Here is a 19,890-nt window from a genome sequence, read left to right as displayed (position 1 = left end):
GTCAGATTCTCAGGCAAAGAAAAAGCCCCGCCACTGCGGGCGGGGCTTTCAGGCGCTGGTCATCTGTTTCGCATGCGAAACAAACTCGGCCCTCACTCTTTGCGGCTGATCCGGCCATCCACATAGGGGCTGTAGGGCTGGTTCTTGGCCAGGAATTCGGCGGTAACATCCGCCAAATCGGGGCCAAAGTCATAGGCGTTCTTGTCGTCTCCGGCAAAGATCTTGTAGCCGTCGCCGCCATTGCGCACATAGTTGTTGGTGACCACGCCATAGGTCTTGGCCGGGTCGATCAGCTCCCAGGCGCCGCCCTGCATCACCTGCACATCGCTGATCCGACCCGCGTTTGGCGCCACAGAAATGTCAAAGGTGTATTTCAACCCCGCGACCTGCGGAAAGCGACCCTTGCCATCTTCGACCTGGCTGACGCCATTCTCCAGCGCGGTGATCACATCGGCGCCTGTGGCCTCAAAGGTCGAGAGCGTGTTCTGGAACGGCAGCACCGTCAGCACCTCGCCCATGGTGACCGCGCCGGCATCAATCGAGGCGCGCAGACCGCCGCCATTCTGGATGGCGATGGAAATACCCTGATCCTTGACCCGGTCCAACATGGCATCAGCAACCAGATTGCCCATGGCGCATTCGGTGGCGCGGCAGACATCACGCGCGCCCTCAACCGCCTCCGAGGTGGCGGCAACAACGCGCTGTTTCATCTCTTCAATTGGTGCGCCCATTTCGGCCACGCGGGCCGCAATCGCCGCATCCGGGGTAACGCTGGCATCCAGCAGGATCGGCTCACCCGCCGCCGCAGTCACAGCGCCTGTATCGTCAAAGCTGACACTCAGCTCGCCGAGGTATTTGCTATAGGCATAGGCCTGCACCACCGGCACATCGCCCACCATCACCGGATAGGCGCCTGCCGCCTTGTCATCAGTATTGGACAAAAGCGTATGGGAATGCCCCCCGACCACGACGTCGATCCCTGGCACCATTTCGGCAATCTTGAGATCCAGCGGCAGGCCCACATGGGTCAGCGCGATGATCTTGCTCACACCTTCGCTTTCCAGCGCAGCAACATCGGCCTTCAGGCTCTTGATTTCGTCCTGAAACAGCACATTGGGGCCGGGCGAAGAGGTCTCCACCGTATCCGTGGCCAGCACCGAGATAATGCCGATTTTCTCCCCGCCGACCTCCAAAACCACATGGTTGCCCACATGCCCCTGCAAGATGTTCGAGGCAGAGAGATCCAGATTGCCGGAGATCACCGGAAAATCGACCACATCGATAAAGTCGCGCAGCCCCTGCGGACCGTCATCAAACTCGTGGTTGCCCACCGCCATCACGTCATAGCCGATGGCCTGCATGAACTCGGCCTCGGCAGCACCTTTGTAGGTGGTGTAAAACAGCGAGCCCTGGAAAGGATCGCCAGCATCTAACAAGATCACATTCTGCCCCGTCAGCGCGGCACGGCGGGCATCAACCATGGCCTTGATCCGGGCAACCCCGCCAAAGCACTTGCCCTCGGCCTCACCTTCAGCGTCGCAGGTTGAATCATATTTGTTGATCGATTCAATGCGGCTGTGAATGTCATTGGTATGCAGGATTGTAAGCTTATAGTCTGCTGCGGCCATGCCCGCGGTCAGCCCCAAGGCCGCGACTGAACTCAGGAAACGCGTAAACATCATAATCACTCCCATTTTCTGTTCTTTGCCCGCAATGTTGCGACCATATGGGGGGCCAGTCAAAGGGGAAAAACAACCTAACCGGGTTCCTTTGGGGAAATGAGCATGGAATTGCGCTTATTTTAGCGGTTTCGCGCCCCCACCAAAGCAAATGCTAGGGCAAGCAAGCCTGGTGGAAATGGCTTCGGGCTTGATTCCCGACCTGCAACGGGGCATCAGACCCTCATGCTGATCTATAAAATCCTCCGCGCCGATGAATGGTCGGCCTTCCAGTCCCAAGGCGAGACCCTTGGCGCGCCCATCGACCTGAGCGATGGTTTCATTCACTTCTCGACCGCTCCCCAGGCCGCCGAAACTGCGGCCAAGCATTTTGCCGGCGCCGAGGGGCTGTGGCTCCTGGCTTTTGACGGCAGTACCATGGGGGAGGCGCTAAAATGGGAGGTCTCGCGCGGCGGGGCCGAATTCCCGCATCTCTATCGCAAACTGGCTTTGTCAGAGATGCTCTGGGCCAAGGAGCTGCCGCTCGTGGAGGGCGCACATCAGTTTCCGGCAGAGATGACATGAGCGCCCACATCGACCCGACCCGCGCCCAGTTTGAGGCTTTCAAGGCGCTGGAGCGCGGTCACCCCATCGAGATGCTCAACCTGGTGAAATTCCGCGAGAGTGCCAGCTACCCCGACGGTCATTCCCTGGCCGATCAAGGGCTGAGCGGCGCCGAGGCCTACAAGACCTACGGGCGCGAAAGCGGACCGATTTTTGCCGGATTGGGGGGCAAGATCATCTGGCGCGGCGGCTTTGAATGCACATTGATCGGCCCCAAAGATGAGACCTGGGACGAGGTCTTTGTGGCGCGCTACCCGGATGCCCATGCCTTTATGGCCATGGTCACCAACCCTGACTACCAAAGAGCCGTGGTGCACCGGCAGGCGGCGGTGGAAACCTCGCGGCTGATCCGCACCAAACCCAGCGATACCGGAGCAACATTCGGATGAAACTAACCGAAAAACTGGCGCTCAAGGCGCTACACCAAGTAGATCCCGAACTGGCCCACGGCCTGTCGATCAAGGCGCTGACCTCGGGTCTGGCGCCGACACCCGGCCCGGTGACATCGCCGCGACTGCGCTGCGAGATTGCAGGCATACAATTGCCCAACCCGGTTGGTCTGGCGGCGGGCTTTGACAAGAATGCCGAAGCGCTGCACCCGCTGTCGCAGGCCGGCTTTGGCTTTATCGAGGTGGGCGCTGCCACGCCGCGCCCGCAGCCCGGAAACCCAAAACCGCGTCTGTTCCGCCTGAGCGAAGACAAGGCGGCAATCAACCGGTTTGGCTTTAACAATGAGGGCATGGAGGTCATTGCCGCTCGTCTGGCACAGCGTCCCAAGGATGCGGTCATCGGGTTGAACCTTGGCGCCAATAAGGACAGCGACGACCGCGCGGCGGATTTTGCCCGCGTACTGGCCCATTGCGGCGCGCATTTGGATTTTGCCACCGTCAATGTATCATCGCCCAATACCGAAAAACTGCGGGATCTGCAGGGAAAGGCGGCGCTGTCGGCGCTGCTGAGTGGCGTCATCGAGACCCGTGATGGTCTGGCAAAACGCGTGCCGGTTTTCCTAAAGATCGCTCCTGATCTGGATCGGGCAGGCATCGAAGACATCGCCGCCGTAACGCTGGAAACCGGCATTGATGCGGTGATTGCTACCAATACCACCCTGTCGCGGGACGGGCTGCAAAGCGCCCACCGTGACGAGACTGGTGGGCTGTCGGGTGCACCGCTGTTTGAAAAATCCACCCGCGTGCTTGCGCAGCTCTCCGAACTGTTGGACGGCAAGGTGCCGCTGGTCGGCGTTGGCGGCATCTCAGATGCAAAACAGGCCTATGCCAAGATCTGCGCCGGGGCCTCGGCGGTGCAGCTTTATACCGCCATGGTCTATGGCGGTCTGTCGCTGGGGGCTGAGATCGCGCAGGAGCTGGACGGCTTGCTGGCCCGCGACGGTTTTGACACGGTTGCCGCCGCCGTCGGCTCCAAACGTGGGGACTGGCTATGATCACCTATTGGCACAATCCGCGCTGCTCCAAATCCCGCGCCGGGCTGGCGCTGTTTGAGGAAAAGGGCGTCACGCCAGAGCTCCGGCTCTATCTGCAAGACACCCCCAGCCTGGAGGAGTTGCAAACCCTACAGGCCGCCCTTGGCCTGCCGGTGATCCAGATGATGCGCAGCGGCGAAAAGATCTTTACGGAGCTCGGTCTGCAAAAAGACAGCCTTGAGGCGGATCTGCTGGCGGCTATGGTGGCGCATCCCATCTTGATTGAGCGCCCCCTCGCCATCAAAGGCGACAGGGTCGTGATTGGCCGCCCAACCGAGGCGTTTGCAGCGCTGCTGTGAAAGCAAACTAGTGCGCTATCCCGGCTTCCAGCCGTGGGTAACGCAGCCCCAGCGTCACGCCGCGCGCCACATTCAGCACAACCAGCGCCACCCAGAGCCCGTGATTGCCCATAAGCGGCACCAAGGCCACCAGCGCCAGCACGTAGATCGCCACTGATTGCATCATCGCCATCCGCATGTCGCGGGTCCAGGTGGCGCCGATATAGATGCCATCATACATATAGCTCGCCAATGAGATAATCGGCAGCGCCGCCGCCCAGATCAGATAGTCGCGAGCCTCTAGCCTGACCTCGGGTGATTTGGCCATCAGATCAATCAGGTAGGGGCCGCCAAGGGCAAATCCTGCGGCCAGAAGCACCGCACAGCCCAGGCCCCATTGCGCGGATATCCAGGCGGCGCGACGCAGGTTAGCCCGGTTCTTGGCGCCGATCGCGGCGCCCACCAGCGCCTCCGCCGAAAAGGCAAACCCATCCAGCGCAAAGGCGGTGATCTCGACAAATTGCAACAGCACCTGATTGGCCGCCAGAGTGACATCGCCAAACTTAGCGCCGATAAAGAGAAAGGTGGTGAAGGAACCCGTCAGCAGAACCGAGCGCACCATGATATCGCCATTGACCTGCGCCGTACGGCGAATGCGCACCGGATCAAAGACCCGAGGCCAATCGCACCACTGCCTGCCCGCAAAAGCGGCGCGACACAGCCAGAGCCCCAACAACACGCCGCTCCACTCTGCGATCAGGGTGGCAATGGCGACGCCCTCGACGCCCCAACCAAGCCCCAGCACAAACCACAGATCCAGAATGATATTGAGCCCATTCATCCAGATCTGCAGCACAAAAACGCCACGGGTGTTTTCCACCGCGATCAGCCAGCCCGTCACCGCATAAAGCGCAATGGTGGCAGGGGCGCCCCAGATCCGGATCTGCAGGTAGCTGCGCGCCAGAGTTTCCACCTCGGCGCTGGTGGGGGCCAATTGAAAAGCGCCCCAGAACAACAGCCCCTGCAACAGGATAAACGTGACGCCCGCAGCCGCAGCCAGCAGAATGCCCCGCATCAGCAATGCGCCGGTTTCAGCCACCTCCCCGGCGCCGCGGGCCTGCGCCACCAGCCCGGTGGTGCCCATGCGCAGAAAGCCAAAGATAAAATAGATCGTCGCCAGGATCACCGCGCCGATGCCAACGGCGCCAATCGGCGCAGCGGTGCCCATCTGCCCTACGACGCCCGTATCCACCGCCCCCAAGATCGGCACGGTCGCATTGGACAGCACAATCGGCACAGCGATCTTGAGCACCCGCGCATGGGTGATCTCTGCCTGCATCTCGGCCATGGGCGCGTCTCTTTCTGTTTCCCCCCTGCCCCTTAAGGATCCAGGGGGTCAGGGATTTAGGCCGGCTCAGCTCTTGTCGTCATCCTGCGGCATCAGGAAATGGCCTGATCCCTGGGCAAAAAGCTTGTCCTTGTGATCCTGCCAGGCCTCGACATGGACCGACGCATAGCGCCGTCCGGCGCGGCTGATGGTGGCGCGGGCATAGGCATCGCGCGGCAGGCCGGAACGCAGGTAATCGACGGTAAAGTCGATGGTCTTGGGCTGACGTGGCAGAATGCCCTTGGCCATTTCCTCCGGGTCCAGCGCACCGCTCTCAATGCGTTCCCACAGATGCGACCAGTTCAGCGAGATCATTGCGGTGATCTCCAGAAAGGCCGCTGTGACCCCGCCATGGATGGCGGGCAGAAAGGGGTTGCCGATGTGTTTTTCGCTGAAATTCAGCTGCGCCGTCAGCTCATCGCCGCGCCGGTCAAAGGTGACATTCAGGAATTGGATGTAAGGCACCGAATCGAGCAGCGCATTCAGCGCCGCATCACGGCGCTGTTTCACCACCTGGATATGTTCTGGACGGGGACGGCTCAAAATCCATTCTCCACTGTAAAGGCGCCGGAGGCCGTAGCCACGGGCCGGTCGGTATCATCATCCATCGCAACCGCGCGCACAAAGGCGACATTGCGGGTGATGTGATGGCAGGTGGCGCGGGTGGTGATGGTCTGGCCCGGGGTGGCCGCGCGCATGTAATCAATCCGCAGATCAATTGTCGCGGTCCCGCCGGGGGCATCCGGGTGACACATCACAGCCGCGCCGCAGCAGGTATCCATCAAGGCAGAGACCGCCCCGCCGGCAACAACGCCGCTTTTCGGATCCCCAACGAGCTTTTTGTCGTAAGGCATTGAAATACGGGCGACCCCATCGCCGATCTCTTCCAGTACCAGTCCCAGCTCATTGGCATGGGGAATGGCCTGAATGAACTGGCGGGCGAGTTTTGTCTTATCTGCCATATGGCTGTGTCCTGTTGTGACCTGGGCCTATTTGTGGCCCCGCCCGGAACAAAGAGCAAGCCCACAACACGCTGGGTGGTTGCACTGGCCAATTCAAGTGCATAGGTTGCGCGCGAGGGAGATGATGGATGACCGAAGCAAGATTGTCATTCAAGGAAATGTGTTCGGCGTTCGACGTGACGCCGCGAACCTTGCGTTATTATGAGTATATCGAACTGCTGAAACCTGACCGCGAAGGGCGGTCCCGGTTTTACGGCGCTCGGGAACGGGCGCGAATGAAGCTGATTCTGCGGGGCCGCAGATTCGGCTTTCAGCTGGAAGAAATTCGGCAGTGGCTGTTAATTTACGAAAACGAGGGCAACCAGGCCCAGATGCAGGCCTTTATTGAGATGGCCGATCGTCAGATGGGAGAGCTGCAGCAGCAGCGCGAACAATTGGACGAAGCACTGGATGAACTGGGCAGCCTGCGCGCAACGACACAGAGCCTTTTGAAGTAGACAAAATACCCAACAAGACATTTAAAATGGCCCATTCTGCCTGCGCAGGATGGGCCATTTCCTTTTGTCTCGCCCCTCATTTTGCTGTCCTTCGGCCAGCTTGTCACGGCCGGAACCTTCAAAGTCTACATCCGAAACTGCACCCGGCCGCTGCTCTATTAATCGCAGAGCCCCCCTGCCACCCCCAAGGTCCGTTGCCCGTAAATCCGGGGAAAAACCGCCGGCAGCTACGTCACTTTCAAAAGTGACGCCGCGTTCCGCTTACGTCAACGTCAAGATGCTGTTGTAAAACCATCCAGACCGTCCCAGCTTGGGTTCACAACCTGAACACTGCTGACCCATGGCCGACAAAGAGTGACGACGATGACAGAAATGACAGAAGAAGAGACAAGATCGATCCGCGAAATGTGTGATGCCTTTGGCGTCACGCCCCGCACCCTGCGCTTTTACGAGGCAAAGGAGCTGTTGTTTCCGCATCGCGATGGCCAGAAACGCCTGTTCACCAAACGTGACAGCGCCAGGCTCAAGCTGATCCTGCGCGGCAAGCGCTTTGGCTTCAGCCTGGAAGAGATCCGTCAGCTTCTGGATCTCTATCATATCGGTGACCAGCAGGTGACCCAGCTGTCGCGCACCTATGAAATCGCCTGCGACCGGCTGGCCGATATGGTGCGCCAGCGGGACGAGCTGAATGAAGCCATTGAAGAGCTTCAAGACCAGTTGAACTGGGGCGAGAAAGTCATCGCCTCGATGAAATCAGAACAAAAGGCCGCCGAATAGCGCCCTTGCCGCCCTGCGAATGACCCTGCCCGATTGGGCAGCGCACCAACCTAGACAAGATGTCTTTACCAACGAGGACCCCGATGCCAGTCTATACAGCCCCCACCAAAGACAGCCAGTTTATCCTGCATGACGTGTTGAAAGTCTCGGATGCCGCCACCCCCGGCTACGCAGATCTGGAGCGCGACTTCACCGCCGCCATTCTGGAAGAGGCCGGTAAGATCAGCTCCGAGGTTTTGCACCCGCTGAACGTGGTGGGTGATCAGGAAGGCTGCCGTCTGGAAAACGGAGTGGTCTATACCCCCACCGGTTTCAAAGCGGCTTTTGAGCAGGTCAAGGAAGGCGGCTGGACCGGTCTCGACATGCCCGAGCAATACGGTGGTCAGAACATGCCCTATGTGCTGGGCACTGCAGTGGGCGAGATGTTCTCTTCGGCGAACCAGGCCTTTGTGATGTATCAGGGCCTGACCCATGGCGCGGCGGCGGCCATCCTGGCCCATGGTACCGATGAGCAGAAGGACACCTATCTTCCCAAAATGGTCTCTTGCGAGTGGACCGGCACCATGAACCTGACCGAGCCCCATTGCGGCACCGACCTGGGTCTGATGCGCACCAAAGCAGAGCCGCAGGACGATGGCAGCTACAAGGTTTCGGGCCAGAAGATCTTTATCTCGGCCGGGGACCACGACATGTCTGACAATGTGATCCATCTGGTGCTGGCCAAGATCCCTGGCGGCCCCGATGGCATCAAAGGTGTCTCGCTCTTTATCGTACCCAAATTCGCCCTCAACGAGGATGGCACCCCCGGCGCGCGCAATGGTGTCTCGGTGGGCAATATCGAGAAAAAGATGGGCATCCACGGCAATTCCACCTGTGTGATGAACTATGACGAGGCCACTGGCTACCTGCTGGGCGATGCCCACAAGGGCATGCGCGCCATGTTCACCATGATGAATGAGGCCCGTCTGGGGGTCGGCATGCAGGGCGTGAGCCAGGCCGAAGCCGCCTATCAGAACGCGGTGGAATACGCCAAGGACCGGCTGCAGGGCCGCGACGTGACTGGCGTGAAAAACCCCGACGGCCCCGCCGATCCGCTGATCGTGCATCCTGACATTCGCCGCTCGCTGATGGATCAAAAGAGCTTTGTCGAAGGTGGCCGTGCCTTCCTGCTCTGGGGCTCCACCATGATCGACCAGGCGCATCGCGACAGCAACAAAGACGCCGACGGCCTGATCTCCCTGCTGACCCCGGTGATCAAAGGCTTCCTCTCGGATGAGGGCTACGACATGACCGTCAAGGCCCAGCAGGTCTTTGGTGGTCACGGCTATATCGAAGAGCACGGTATGAGCCAGTACACCCGCGACGCGCGTATCGCCCAGATCTATGAAGGCGCCAATGGCGTTCAGGCCCTGGATCTGGTGGGTCGCAAGCTGGCCGTGGACGGCGGCAAGCATCTGATGGGCTTCTTTGAGCTGGTTAAATCCTTCTGCAAGGACAATGCCGAGCTGAGCGAAGATTACGCCAAAGGCTTTCTCGAGCCCCTGAAAGCAGCCTCCAAGGATCTGCAGGCGGCCTCGATGTATTTCATGCAAAATGGCATGAAAAATCCAAACAACGCCCTGTCCGGTTCCTATGACTTCATGCATATGTTTGGTCATGTCTGCTTGGGCCTGATGTGGGCCAAGATGGGCAAAGCCGCCATCGAAGCGCTTGACGCAGGGGCCTCTGACGCGGCGTTCTATGAGACAAAGATTGCCACCGGCCGGTACTATATGGCGCGGAGGCTGCCCGCCACCAAACTGCATCTGGCCCGGATTGAAACAGGGGCGGATACAGTCATGGCTCTGGATGCGGCAAGCTTCTGATCCATTTGGGAAAACCACAAGGCCTCCCCTGGAAACAGGGGGTGCCTTATCCGGTCCGGGGGCTCACAGGCAATGCCAAAGGAGAACCCATGCCAAAACGTTTCCGCCTCACCCGCCGCTTTCCGGTCGCGATGACAGAAGACGGCTATCGCAGGCTTAAGCGCTTTGCCCATGAGGCCGGATTGGACGAAGGCGAAGCTCTGTCATTTCTGTTTGAGAATTTCGACAGCGTGACGGACCAAGACAACCTCGGCCACCGGCTGCGCCTGTTCAACAGCGCGCTGGAGAACCGCAAGAAATAAGGGCCCGAAAGGCGCGTATGCCAAGACGGGCAATGGGAGAGATATGACGAGCCAAACGCGTTCCGCCTGGATGACTGACGAGCACCAGATGCTGGCCGATATGACGGCGCAGTTCATCACCAACGAATGGATGCCCAAATACGAGACCTGGCGCAAACAGGGCATGATGGAGCGCGAAACCTGGACTGAAGCGGGCGCATTGGGCCTGCTCTGCCCCTCCATCCCCGAGGAATACGGCGGCGTCGGCGGTGATTTCGGCCATGAGGCGGCGATCCTGATCGAGGCCAGCCGCGCCAATCTCGCCAGCTGGGGCCATGGCATCCATTCCGGCATCGTTGCCCATTACATCCTGCAATACGGCACCGAAGAGCAGAAAATTCGCTGGCTGCCCAAGATGATCACGGGGGAGTTGGTCGGTGCCCTGGCGATGACCGAACCCTCCACAGGCTCGGACGTGCAGCGGATCAAGACCAAGGCGGTCCGCGAAGGCAATGCCTATCGTCTGTCCGGCCAAAAGACTTTCATCACCAATGGCCAGCACGCCAATCTGATCCTAGTGGCAGCCAAGACCGACCCCAGCCTCGGCTCCAAAGGCGTGTCCCTGGTTGCGTTGGAAACCGATGGGGCGGCAGGGTTTTCGCGCGGGCGTAACCTAGACAAGATCGGCTTGCACGCAGCAGATACCTCGGAGCTGTTCTTTGACAATGTCGAGATCCCGCCGGAAAACATCCTGGGCCAGGAAGAAGGCAAGGGTTTTTATCAGATGATGCAGCAACTGCCGCAGGAACGTCTGATCATCGCCTGTGGCGCGGTTGGCGCCATGGAAGGCGCCGTTGCACGTACAATAGACTATTGCAAAGAGCGCGAGGCCTTTGGCGGCCCTCTGACCCAGTTTCAGAACACCCGCTTCAAACTGGTGGAATGCCTGACCAAAACCAAGGTCGCCCGCGCCTTTCTTGACGAATGCATGGTGGAGCACCTGAGAGGGGAACTGACCGTCGAGAAAGCCGCGATGGCAAAATACTGGACCACCGACACCCAGGGCGAGGTGCTGGACGAATGCCTGCAGATGCACGGTGGCTATGGATTCATGCAGGAATATGCGGTCGCGGAAATGTGGACTGACGCCCGCGTGCAACGCATCTATGGCGGCACCAATGAGATCATGAAAGAATTGATCGGGAGGTCCCTGTGACCCAGCCCCCCGTATCACATAGGGCAACCGTGGGATGCCTCCGGCGGGAATATTTGGAGAAAGATGATATTGAAAATGCGTCCCCACCCCCAAGCCTTCGCCAAATGGGCAGGGACGACATCACCTTTCGCGGTCATCGGCTTTCCAGCCTGTACCGCCTGCCAAATATAGCACATATTCAACCAAAAGATGCAAAACCCCCATCATCTTTCCACAAATATTCCACGGGGGTTTGGGGGTGTGAAACCCCCAACGGGCAACAGTTGAGGGGGAGAGACACATGACAATCAAACTACATTGTTTTGGCGAATCCGGGCATTCCTACAAGGCAGCCCTGGCACTGGAACTGTCAGGGCAGGCCTGGGAACCAGTTTTCGTCGACTTTTTCGCAGGACAGCATCGCGGCGCAGATTATCGTGATCTCAATGTCATGGCTGAAGCGCCGGTATTGATAGATGGCGATGTGCAGCTGTCACAATCCGGGGTGATACAACAGTATATTACGGACAAGACCGGAAAATTTGGCGGCAAATCTGAGGACAAATACGAAGTCCTGCGCTGGGTGCTGTGGGACAACCACAAACTTTCGAGCCAGGTTGGAATGACCCGATTTTTGATGAACTTTCTGCCCAAAGACAAACGCCCGCAAGAGGTGATCAGCTTTATGCAGGGGCGCCTGAAAGCGGCCTTTGCCACCCTGGAGAACCAACTTGAAGGCCGCGACTGGTTGGTGGGCGACAGTATGACCAATGCCGATCTCACCTGTTGCGGCTACCTGTTTTACGATGAGCCCTTTGGCTTTGACCGCAAAGACTACCCCAATATCGACGCTTGGCTGTCGCGCATCAGCGCAACGCCCGGCTGGAAACACCCCTATGATCTAATGCCCGGCAATCCGTCGGACCGCGCTTGAGGAGACACTCATGACCGAAGCTTATATTTACGATGCCATCCGCACCCCACGGGGCAAGGGCCGCAAGGACGGGTCCTTGCACGAGGTGACCTCGGTGCGCCTTTCTGCGCTGACGCTGAATGCGATGAAAGAGCGTAACAACCTGGAAGGCCATGCCGTTGAGGATGTGATCTGGGGCAATGTGACCCAGGTGATGGAACAGGGCGGCTGTCTGGCGCGCTCTGCCGTGTTGGCCTCTGATCTGGATCAAAGCATTCCTGGCCTCGCCATCAACCGGTTCTGCGCCTCTGGGATGGAGGCCGTGAACCTGGCCGCCAACCAGGTCAAGGGCGGCGCTGGCCAGGCCTATATCGCTGGTGGTGTCGAGATGATGGGCCGCGTTGCCATGGGCTCGGATGGGGCGGCCATTGCGGTTGATCCCAGCCTGGCGATGGAGACCTATTTTGTGCCCCAGGGCATCTCGGCCGATATTATCGCCACTGAGTACGGTTTCACCCGCGAGCAGGCCGATGCTCTGGCCGTAGAGAGCCAGCGCCGCGCCAAAGCGGCCTGGGACGACAACCGGTTTTCAAAATCGGTGATCACCGTGCGCGACCAGAACGGCATCGCCATTCTGGACCACGACGAATACATGCGCCCCGGCACCGATATGCAATCGCTTGGCGCGCTGAATGCCTCGTTCCAGATGATGGGCGAGCAGATGCCCGGTTTCGACAAGGTGGCGATGCTGAAATACCCCCACCTTGAGCGGATCAACCACATCCACCACGCTGGGAACTCCTCTGGTATCGTCGATGGTGCGGCGGCTGTGCTGATCGGCAACAAGGAATTTGGTGAGCAATATGGGTTGAAGCCCCGTGCGCGCATCAAGGCCACTGCCAAGATCGGCACCGATCCCACCATCATGCTGACCGGCCCAGTGCCTGTGACCCAGAAAATCCTGGCCGACAACGGTATGGTGATCTCTGATCTGGATCTCTTTGAAGTCAACGAGGCCTTTGCCTCTGTTGTCATGCGCTTCCAGCAGGCCTTTGATGTAGATCCAGCCGTGGTCAACCCCAATGGCGGCTCCATCGCTATGGGCCACCCGCTGGGCGCAACTGGTGCCATGATCATTGGCACATTGCTGGATGAGCTGGAACGCCAAGACAAAGAAATGGGCCTGGCCACGCTTTGCATTGCCTCGGGCATGGGTGCTGCCACCATCATCGAGCGCGTCTGATGCCCAAGCTGGATCTGGCACAAATCCCCTTTCAGGGGGGCTCTAGCTACCCGGGTAAGCTGGCCGAGGCAACTGCGGGCCGCTTTGTGCAGCGCATAGGCGACGCCAGCGGGTTGACCCAATCGGGCATCAATATCGTGCGGCTTGAACCCGGCGGGCTGTCGTCACTGCGCCACTACCACATGCAACAGGATGAATTCCTGGTGATGCTGAGCGGCGCGCTGACCCTGATCGATGACGACGGGGAGCACGAGATGCTGCCCGGCGATTGCGCCAGCTTTCCAGCCGGTGAGGCCAATGGCCATCACCTGAAGAACAATACCGAGGCGCCGGCCAGCTTTCTGGTGGTGGGCACCCGGACCCCGACAGAGACCGCTTATTACAGCGATATGGACATGAAGGTAGAAATGGACGCAACGGGCGCCAGCTTTACCCGCAAAGACGGCAGCCCGCTGACGGCTGACCAAATCGGAGACGAGACATGAGTGAGTTTACGCTTTCCAAGGACGCAGATGGCGTCGCAACAATCACCTGGGATGTTCCCGGCAAAACCATGAACGTGATGTCCTTTGACGGGTTGTCACAGCTTGAGGCCTGCATCGATCAGGCCCTGGCGGATGACGAGATCAAAGGCGTGGTGATCACCTCTGGCAAAGAAGGCTCTTTTGCTGGGGGCATGGACCTGAACCTGCTGGCGGTGATGAAGGAAGAGGCCGGCGACGATCCTGCCCGCGGTGTCTTTGAAGGCACCATGAAAATGCATGCCCTGCTGCGCAAGATCGAGCTGGCCGGCATGGATCTGAAAACCAAAAAAGGCGGCAAGCCAATCGCCACCGCCCTGCCCGGCACCGCAGCAGGCATCGGCATGGAGCTGCCGCTGTCGACCCACCGGATTTTTGCAGCCGAGAACCCAAAGGCCAAGTATGGCCTGCCGGAAATCATGGTTGGCATCTTCCCTGGTGCCGGCGGCACCACCCGCATGGTGCGCAAGGTTGGCGCCATTGCCGCCGCTCCGCTCTTGCTGGAAGGCAAGATGCTGGACGTGAAAAAGGCCAAGGGTGCCGGTTATGTTGACGAGATCGCCGCTGATCCCGTTGCCGCCGCCAAGGAATGGGTGCTGAATGCTTCTGGCGCGGATCTGGTAAAGCCTTGGGATGCCAAGGGCTACAAGATGCCCGGTGGCGCCCCCTACCATCCCGCTGGCTTCATGAACTTTGTTGGTGCATCGGCCATGGTGCACGGCAAGACCCAGGGTGCCTTCCCAGCCGCCAAGGCGCTGCTGAGCGCCGTCTATGAGGGCGCGCTGGTGGACTTTGACACCGCGCTCAAGATCGAGGCGCGCTGGTTCACCTCTGTGCTGATGAACCCTTCATCTGGTGCGATGATCCGTTCATTGTTCATCAACAAGGAAGCGCTGGAAAAAGGCGCGGTGCGGCCCAAGGACATCCCCGATCAGCGCGTGCAAAAGCTCGGCGTGCTGGGCGCGGGCATGATGGGCGCTGGCATCGCGCTGGTCTCGGCCCAGGCCGGTATGGAAGTGGTTCTGATCGACCGCGACCAGGAAGCTGCCGACAAGGGCAAGGCCTATACCGAGAGCTACCTCGACAAGGGGATGAAGCGCGGCAAGGTCACTCAGGACAAGAAAGACGCGATGCTGGCCCGTATCACCGCCACCCCTGATCTGGACGCGCTGAAAGGCTGCGATCTGATCATCGAGGCGGTCTTTGAGGATCCTGCCGTGAAGGCAGAGATGACCAAGAAGGTCGAAGCCGTCATCCCCGAAGACTGCATCTTTGCCTCCAACACCTCGACCCTGCCGATCACCGGCCTGGCCGAGGCGTCAAGCCGCCCCGAGCAGTTCATCGGCATCCACTTCTTCTCGCCGGTTGAGAAGATGTTCCTGGTGGAGATCATCAAGGGCAAAGAGACTGGCCCGCGCGCCGTCGCCAAGGCACTGGACTATGTGCGCCAGATCAAGAAGACGCCGATTGTCGTCAATGACGCGCGCTTCTTCTATGCCAACCGCTGCATCATTCCTTACGTGAATGAGGGCGCACGGATGATCACCGAAGGTGTCTCGCCGGTGCTGATCGACAATGCGGCGCGTCAGCTAGGTTTCCCTGTTGGCCCCATTCAGCTCACTGATGAGACCTCGATTGATCTGGGCGCCAAAATCGCCCGCGCCACCAAGGCCGCCATGGGCAATGAATACCCCGACAGCCCAGCGGATGACATGATCTTCTGGATGGAAGATCTGGGCCGCCTGGGGCGCAAATCAAACGCGGGCTTCTTTGACTATGATGAGAAGGGCAAGCGCACAGGCTATTGGAAAGGCATGCAGGACAAATACCCGCTGGCCGAAGATCAGCCTGACCTTATCGAGGTGCAGGAACGTCTGATGTTTGCCCAGGTTCTGGAAGCGGTACGGGCGCTGGAAGAAGGCGTGTTGGAAGACATCCGCGAAGGCGATGTGGGCGCGGTTCTGGCCTGGGGCTTTGCCCCCTGGTCCGGCGGCCCGCTCAGCTGGCTCGACATCATCGGCACGCCCTATGCGGCCGAGCGCTGTGATCAGCTGACCGCAGCCTACGGCGAACGTTTCGCCTGCCCAGAGCTGCTGCGCGAAATGGCTGCCAAGGGCCAGACCTTCTACGGCCGCTTCAACCCGGACGCTGCATCTGCTGCGTAAGATCTGCAACTGGTCTGACAGAACTAACACCGCCTCCGATATATTTGGGGGCGGTTTTTTTGGGGGACTTTCCAAGAACATCGGCAGATACAGACATCCAGACTTTAACAGGTCAAGGTCGGCTCTGCGGACAAAGCGCCATTTCGCTGCAGATGCGCCAATGTCCGGTTTGGTGACTTTCCAAAAACGACCATTTTCAGTACAAGCACACGAAGATGGTTTTATCTGCAGCTAAGTTTTAGGAAGAGTATATGAAGTTTTGGGAACTATACTCCATATGCAGGCAGCACGATCACCTTTTTGAGCAGGCACTTAAAGAGGCTGAAGATCCTAGATACTATTCTTGGCTTCAAAAAATTGAGGAGGTTTGCGCAACGCAACAGCGCGACAAGCTCAATGCAAAACTGCCAGATATTTTGTGCGTTCAAGCCCTCAAAAATTATCCTGAAAAAATGTTTGAATCGGCAGAACATATCCGGTCCTATAAATTTGGTGATTATGATGCTGAAATCTCCTACCTAAATGTCTATCAAATGTATGGCGGAGCTTTCTTAGAAGAAGTCTTAGAGAAAGGTAGCATGAGAAAATAACTGATTTCACTCAAGAAAGCAGAGCTTTTTAACATCTCCGCAGAAGAACCGTTTTTGGAGCGGCCTCAGAACACCCTCATTTGCGCTGCCGAAAACTCTTTCTGAACCTATTGGTTATTGGGAAATCATATACACATCTGTGCGAGCTGACATTCGCTGCGCGGTGGAAATATGGCAAAGCGGGCTCACTGCCGCCGTTCTCCGCACCAGCACACCAAATCGGTACTGAGGCAGGAGGTCAAGGTCGGCTGAGCGGACGAAGTGAGCTTTCGCAGCTCTTGCACCAACGACCGCTTTGTCACTCTCGACAATGGACCGATATTAGCCAATGGTGGCGCTTCAATTTTCCGCGGTTTGAATTACTCAAGGTTCCTAGAATTGCCACGTACTGTTACTTTTGATTTTGAATTTATCGCTGGGCGACCCATAGCTCCTGCGGGGTACGAATACGTTTCCACATCGATCTCTACCGATGGAAAGGGCCTCTTTCTGTTTACTCAGAAGCTCCTAAAAGATCGGGTCTTGGGAGCATTCAGGAATGCGGGCGGTGCAATATTTCCCAACACGAGCATGAACGCTGAAGCCAGATTTAAACTAATCGTTTTGTATAATGGCACCGCAACGGAGATAGACCTTCCTCCGCTAGATATCACCTTTCCAATTTGTGACTTGTTTTGTGACGGACGGATATTACTCGCAGGTGCACGTTGTCGCTGGCGCGGCACTGATGACTTCGACAGGAACGGTGTCATCTTTGACCCAGCAACAGGACAGATAAGCCGGATATTACTTGGCGACGGAATTGCCAACCTAAGTATCGATGAGAACGACCGGATTTGGGTGTCGTATTTCGATGAGGGTGTATTTGGAAACTTTGGCTGGAACCATCCAGGACCGCCCGGCCCCGGCGCGGGCGGCCTAGTTTGCTTTGCCGATGACGGCAAAGAACTATGGGCATTTAACGGCCCAGAAAACTCTGCCTTCATCGGCGACTGCTATGCATTCAATGCTCAACGCGAAGAACGCTGGGCATACGTTTATAGCGACTTCGATTTGTGCTCTGTTGATGGGAACTTCCGCTCCGAGATCCTGTCTGGTGTTTCTGTTTCCGGATCAAGCGCCTTTGCTGTTGCTGACCAAGGGTTCTTGTTTTCAAGTCAATACAGAGAGCCTACAAATACGTTCCACCTATTGCAGCGAAACGGCCAGAGCCTAGGACGGCCGCAGAGTGTTATTGGGAGACTTCCAGATCGAAATTGGATCGACAGATGCCAGCTTGCCGGAAGAGGGGCTTGGATGCATGTCATCAACGATGACGGCTGGTTCGCGACTGACTTTTCAGCGCAACTTGCGTAAGCCGAAGTAACCTTAGCAGACATTCAAGCAAACTGCAGCATTGGTCACTCCGGGCTCATTCCAGAGCTTCGCTGCGCTTCCCCTAGACGACAGCCTCTGAGGCCGTTCCCCAAAGGCAAAATCAAAAGTTCTTGGAAAGCTACACGCCACAAACAAAAACTGCCCAAAGCGAGCAGGCTTTGGGCAGCTTAGCAACAGGCCAAGCGGCCTGTTTGGGCCTTGAAACCTGATCTACATCTGAAAGGCGCCCGAAGGCATCATCGGCAGGGCGCTGCCCATCATCATGGTCTCAGAAGTGGTCATTGCCTCGATCAACTCGCAGGCCTCCTCAATGGGCAGGACCTTGTAGATATCCTCTTGTAGCTCCACCCCAATGGTCAGCAAATCCCGTGGCGCCGGGCAATAGCCCAAGAGGCCCGCTTCAAGATAGATGACTTCGTCCTGCTCAAAACGCGGGGTGATCAGTTGCAGCTCATTGTCCGGGTGCAAGCGGCAGATGCCCCGGTAGCCATCCAGCGTCGAGGCAGGCACCACGGCAAAGGGATCGCCCTGGTGGTCCTCAATCAGGTCGCTTTCCATCAACACGCCCTGATCAGGCATCAGCCACATGGGCACCCGGTTGTTCAGCGCGTCGCGGGGGATATGCATGGGGCAGCGCGTTGGGTCGATCTCACCGGCCTGAAGCTGCACCGTCTCACGCACCATTTCGACCACGGTCTGCATGCCATGATCAAAGGTCAGCACCTTGTCACCGGCACAGAGCGCCTCGACCGGGCGCCAGCCCATATTGGAGGCCACATGGGTGCCTGACAGAAAACCGCCCTGCCCGACAGATACCGGCGGAACCGACAATTCTGCTCCAAAGCTCAGGCGTTTTTGAAACCAATCCAGCATTTCGATCTCTCCTCTGCGGCGGCACCTGCATCCCCTTGGGTTGTGGCGCTGCTATCCTTGTCTGGGCTCAGCCAGGCCGGAGAGAATCTCTGCTGTGATCTCACCCGGCTGCGCGGCCCCTTTGATCCAAGGCTAGGTCGAAATCGTTAAAAGAATATTCAAATCGCGTTATTTCTTCGTGGCAGGCCTGGGCAAGTGCGGCCTGCGTCTGATCGTCATAGTAATCGCGCCAGTCCCGTTGCCGGTTGGAGGCATTCTCGACAGGCAAATCCAGGTCAAAACCGAGGTGGTGAAACAGCGGCGCGGCATCGCTGGCAAAGTGTTCGAGCCGGATATAGAGCTGGCATTGCTCTGTCCCATCCGCATGGCGCATATAGCTGGGTGCGCTACTGGTCTCAAAGCTGCGCAGGACTACGGGGTGCAGGATAAACTCTTTGAACTCCAATGATTTGGATAGATGCACTGCCGGGTGATCAAATCCCTGTTCGCGCAGCCAGTGATAGTAGCTCACCGCCCGGTCCCAGGGGTTGCGCACCAGGGTAAAGGTGAACAGTGCGCTCAATTCATCCTCGGGGATCAGCCCAGAGAGGTCCGCCAGGGTGGAGTGTTTCCACAAGCGGCCTGCGGTCTTGATGCCCTGCAAACGGCGACGGCGGTTCTTGGCCTTTGGGGTATCCCCCAGCATCATATCGTCGCGCATGGCCCGCGTCTCCAGCGCCAGCGCCAGCGCGGTGCCGCCGGTTTTGGGGATATGTATGAACAGATATTTACGGCCGCGCGACAGGATCATGACGCCAAGCTACGTTATCTGGTGGCAGAAGAAAACGCCTGCTCTTTGCGGCTGGGCGAGACAGAGCTGCCATTGATCCGGGCTGACAGCTAGCGCGTCCGAACCGAGGGGTGGGACGCGAAGCGCCCGCCCCATAGGGACGGTTCGGGCGCTGCCAAAGCGGCGCTTTGGCAATTGGCGAAACAGTAGATTTCAACGGCCCATGAACGTCAGCTATCAGCGGTGGATTCAACGGGTCGACGCAAGACATGCGTTAAACCGTTCTGCTGGAGTTTCGTATCCCAGCGTTTTTCGAGGTCGTTCATTCAGTTGTCTTGCGACTGCGCTGAGCTTTGCCTGACTATGTATCGACAAATCTGTGCCCTTTGGGTAGTACTGTCTCAGCAATCGATTTGTGTTCTCGTTCGTTCC

22 protein-coding genes are annotated in these 19,890 nt (G+C 58.3%); 15 read left to right on the top strand and 7 right to left on the bottom strand.

From position 1 onward, the window contains the following. Window positions 1–92: 92 nt before the first annotated feature. Complete coding sequence (locus AN476_RS16340; RefSeq protein ID WP_054462730.1) at window positions 93–1,679, bottom strand: bifunctional UDP-sugar hydrolase/5'-nucleotidase; 1,587 nt, start codon at window positions 1,677–1,679, stop codon at window positions 93–95. A gap of 225 nt (window positions 1,680–1,904) precedes the next feature. On the opposite strand from AN476_RS16340, the gene AN476_RS16335 reads away from it, so the two are divergent. The 4 genes from AN476_RS16335 to arsC are packed head-to-tail and all read left to right on the top strand — an operon-like array spanning window position 1,905 to window position 4,064. Then, window positions 1,905–2,243 (top strand): DUF952 domain-containing protein, encoded by a 339-nt coding sequence (locus AN476_RS16335; RefSeq protein WP_054462671.1) that lies wholly within the window; start codon window positions 1,905–1,907, stop codon window positions 2,241–2,243. Beyond that, complete coding sequence (locus AN476_RS16330) at window positions 2,240–2,671, top strand: DUF1330 domain-containing protein (protein WP_054462670.1); 432 nt, start codon at window positions 2,240–2,242, stop codon at window positions 2,669–2,671. Before AN476_RS16335 ends, AN476_RS16330 begins: the two co-directional genes overlap by 4 nt. Further along, window positions 2,668–3,726, top strand: coding sequence for a quinone-dependent dihydroorotate dehydrogenase (locus AN476_RS16325; RefSeq protein WP_054462669.1), 1,059 nt, complete (start codon window positions 2,668–2,670; stop codon window positions 3,724–3,726). Before AN476_RS16330 ends, AN476_RS16325 begins: the two co-directional genes overlap by 4 nt. Next, a complete protein-coding gene (gene arsC / locus AN476_RS16320) occupies window positions 3,723–4,064 on the top strand; it encodes an arsenate reductase (glutaredoxin) (RefSeq protein WP_054462668.1) in 342 nt (113 codons plus the stop codon). Before AN476_RS16325 ends, arsC begins: the two co-directional genes overlap by 4 nt. Window positions 4,065–4,071: 7 nt before the next feature. Here arsC and AN476_RS16315 read toward each other — a convergent pair whose 3' ends face one another. The 3 genes from AN476_RS16315 to AN476_RS16305 form a co-directional block, all read right to left on the bottom strand. Beyond that, window positions 4,072–5,391, bottom strand: coding sequence for an MATE family efflux transporter (locus AN476_RS16315; protein ID WP_054462667.1), 1,320 nt, complete (start codon window positions 5,389–5,391; stop codon window positions 4,072–4,074). 66 nt (window positions 5,392–5,457) lie between these two features. Then, complete coding sequence (locus AN476_RS16310; RefSeq protein WP_054462666.1) at window positions 5,458–5,973, bottom strand: PaaI family thioesterase; 516 nt, start codon at window positions 5,971–5,973, stop codon at window positions 5,458–5,460. Further along, window positions 5,970–6,392, bottom strand: coding sequence for a PaaI family thioesterase (locus AN476_RS16305; RefSeq protein ID WP_054462665.1), 423 nt, complete (start codon window positions 6,390–6,392; stop codon window positions 5,970–5,972). The genes AN476_RS16310 and AN476_RS16305 overlap by 4 nt, the downstream gene beginning before the upstream one ends. 128 nt (window positions 6,393–6,520) lie before the next feature. Here AN476_RS16305 and AN476_RS16300 point away from each other — a divergent pair, with 128 nt between their 5' ends. From AN476_RS16300 to AN476_RS16250, 11 genes are all read left to right on the top strand, one after another. Beyond that, the gene (locus tag AN476_RS16300) at window positions 6,521–6,889 is read left to right on the top strand and encodes a MerR family DNA-binding transcriptional regulator (RefSeq protein ID WP_054462664.1); all 369 of its coding nucleotides are present in this window, start codon (window positions 6,521–6,523) and stop codon (window positions 6,887–6,889) included. A 372-nt stretch (window positions 6,890–7,261) separates the two neighbouring features. Further along, entirely contained in the window at window positions 7,262–7,666 is a 405-nt protein-coding gene (locus AN476_RS16295; RefSeq protein WP_054462729.1) for a MerR family DNA-binding transcriptional regulator, read from the top strand. Between the two features lie 83 nt (window positions 7,667–7,749). Continuing rightward, the gene (locus AN476_RS16290) at window positions 7,750–9,531 is read left to right on the top strand and encodes an acyl-CoA dehydrogenase C-terminal domain-containing protein (RefSeq protein WP_054462663.1); all 1,782 of its coding nucleotides are present in this window, start codon (window positions 7,750–7,752) and stop codon (window positions 9,529–9,531) included. Between the two features lie 89 nt (window positions 9,532–9,620). Continuing rightward, complete coding sequence (locus tag AN476_RS16285) at window positions 9,621–9,833, top strand: hypothetical protein (RefSeq protein ID WP_054462662.1); 213 nt, start codon at window positions 9,621–9,623, stop codon at window positions 9,831–9,833. A 43-nt stretch (window positions 9,834–9,876) separates the two neighbouring features. Beyond that, entirely contained in the window at window positions 9,877–11,028 is a 1,152-nt protein-coding gene (locus AN476_RS16280) for an acyl-CoA dehydrogenase family protein (protein ID WP_054462661.1), read from the top strand. 280 nt (window positions 11,029–11,308) lie between these two features. Beyond that, complete coding sequence (locus AN476_RS16275; protein WP_054462660.1) at window positions 11,309–11,941, top strand: glutathione S-transferase family protein; 633 nt, start codon at window positions 11,309–11,311, stop codon at window positions 11,939–11,941. A 10-nt stretch (window positions 11,942–11,951) separates the two neighbouring features. Further along, the gene (locus AN476_RS16270; RefSeq protein WP_054462659.1) at window positions 11,952–13,163 is read left to right on the top strand and encodes an acetyl-CoA C-acetyltransferase; all 1,212 of its coding nucleotides are present in this window, start codon (window positions 11,952–11,954) and stop codon (window positions 13,161–13,163) included. Next, window positions 13,163–13,648 (top strand): cupin domain-containing protein, encoded by a 486-nt coding sequence (locus AN476_RS16265; protein WP_054462658.1) that lies wholly within the window; start codon window positions 13,163–13,165, stop codon window positions 13,646–13,648. Before AN476_RS16270 ends, AN476_RS16265 begins: the two co-directional genes overlap by 1 nt. Continuing rightward, window positions 13,645–15,849 carry a 3-hydroxyacyl-CoA dehydrogenase NAD-binding domain-containing protein gene (locus AN476_RS16260; RefSeq protein ID WP_054462657.1) on the top strand — a complete coding sequence of 735 codons (2,205 nt, stop codon included), beginning with the start codon at window positions 13,645–13,647 and terminating at the stop codon, window positions 15,847–15,849. The genes AN476_RS16265 and AN476_RS16260 overlap by 4 nt, the downstream gene beginning before the upstream one ends. Before the next feature lie 251 nt (window positions 15,850–16,100). After that, complete coding sequence (locus AN476_RS16255; protein WP_054462656.1) at window positions 16,101–16,439, top strand: hypothetical protein; 339 nt, start codon at window positions 16,101–16,103, stop codon at window positions 16,437–16,439. Between the two features lie 261 nt (window positions 16,440–16,700). Next, window positions 16,701–17,795, top strand: a complete 1,095-nt coding sequence (locus AN476_RS16250; RefSeq protein ID WP_054462655.1) for a hypothetical protein — start codon at window positions 16,701–16,703, stop codon at window positions 17,793–17,795. 231 nt (window positions 17,796–18,026) lie between these two features. On the opposite strand, the gene AN476_RS16245 is transcribed toward AN476_RS16250, so the two are convergent. From AN476_RS16245 to AN476_RS22500, 3 genes are all read right to left on the bottom strand, one after another. Beyond that, window positions 18,027–18,689, bottom strand: coding sequence for a Hint domain-containing protein (locus AN476_RS16245; protein WP_054462654.1), 663 nt, complete (start codon window positions 18,687–18,689; stop codon window positions 18,027–18,029). 100 nt (window positions 18,690–18,789) lie between these two features. Next, window positions 18,790–19,479, bottom strand: coding sequence for a sulfotransferase family 2 domain-containing protein (locus tag AN476_RS16240; protein ID WP_054462653.1), 690 nt, complete (start codon window positions 19,477–19,479; stop codon window positions 18,790–18,792). 228 nt (window positions 19,480–19,707) lie between these two features. Next, on the bottom strand, window positions 19,708–19,890 hold a 183-nt coding region (locus tag AN476_RS22500), incomplete at its 5' end, for an IS30 family transposase (RefSeq protein WP_172684842.1).

This window comes from Phaeobacter sp. 11ANDIMAR09 (genome assembly GCF_001294455.1).
Taxonomy (GTDB): Bacteria; Pseudomonadota; Alphaproteobacteria; order Rhodobacterales; family Rhodobacteraceae; genus Pseudophaeobacter.
Note: the sequence above shows the minus strand (reverse complement) of the source record. Positions and strands in the feature narration are given on the sequence as shown.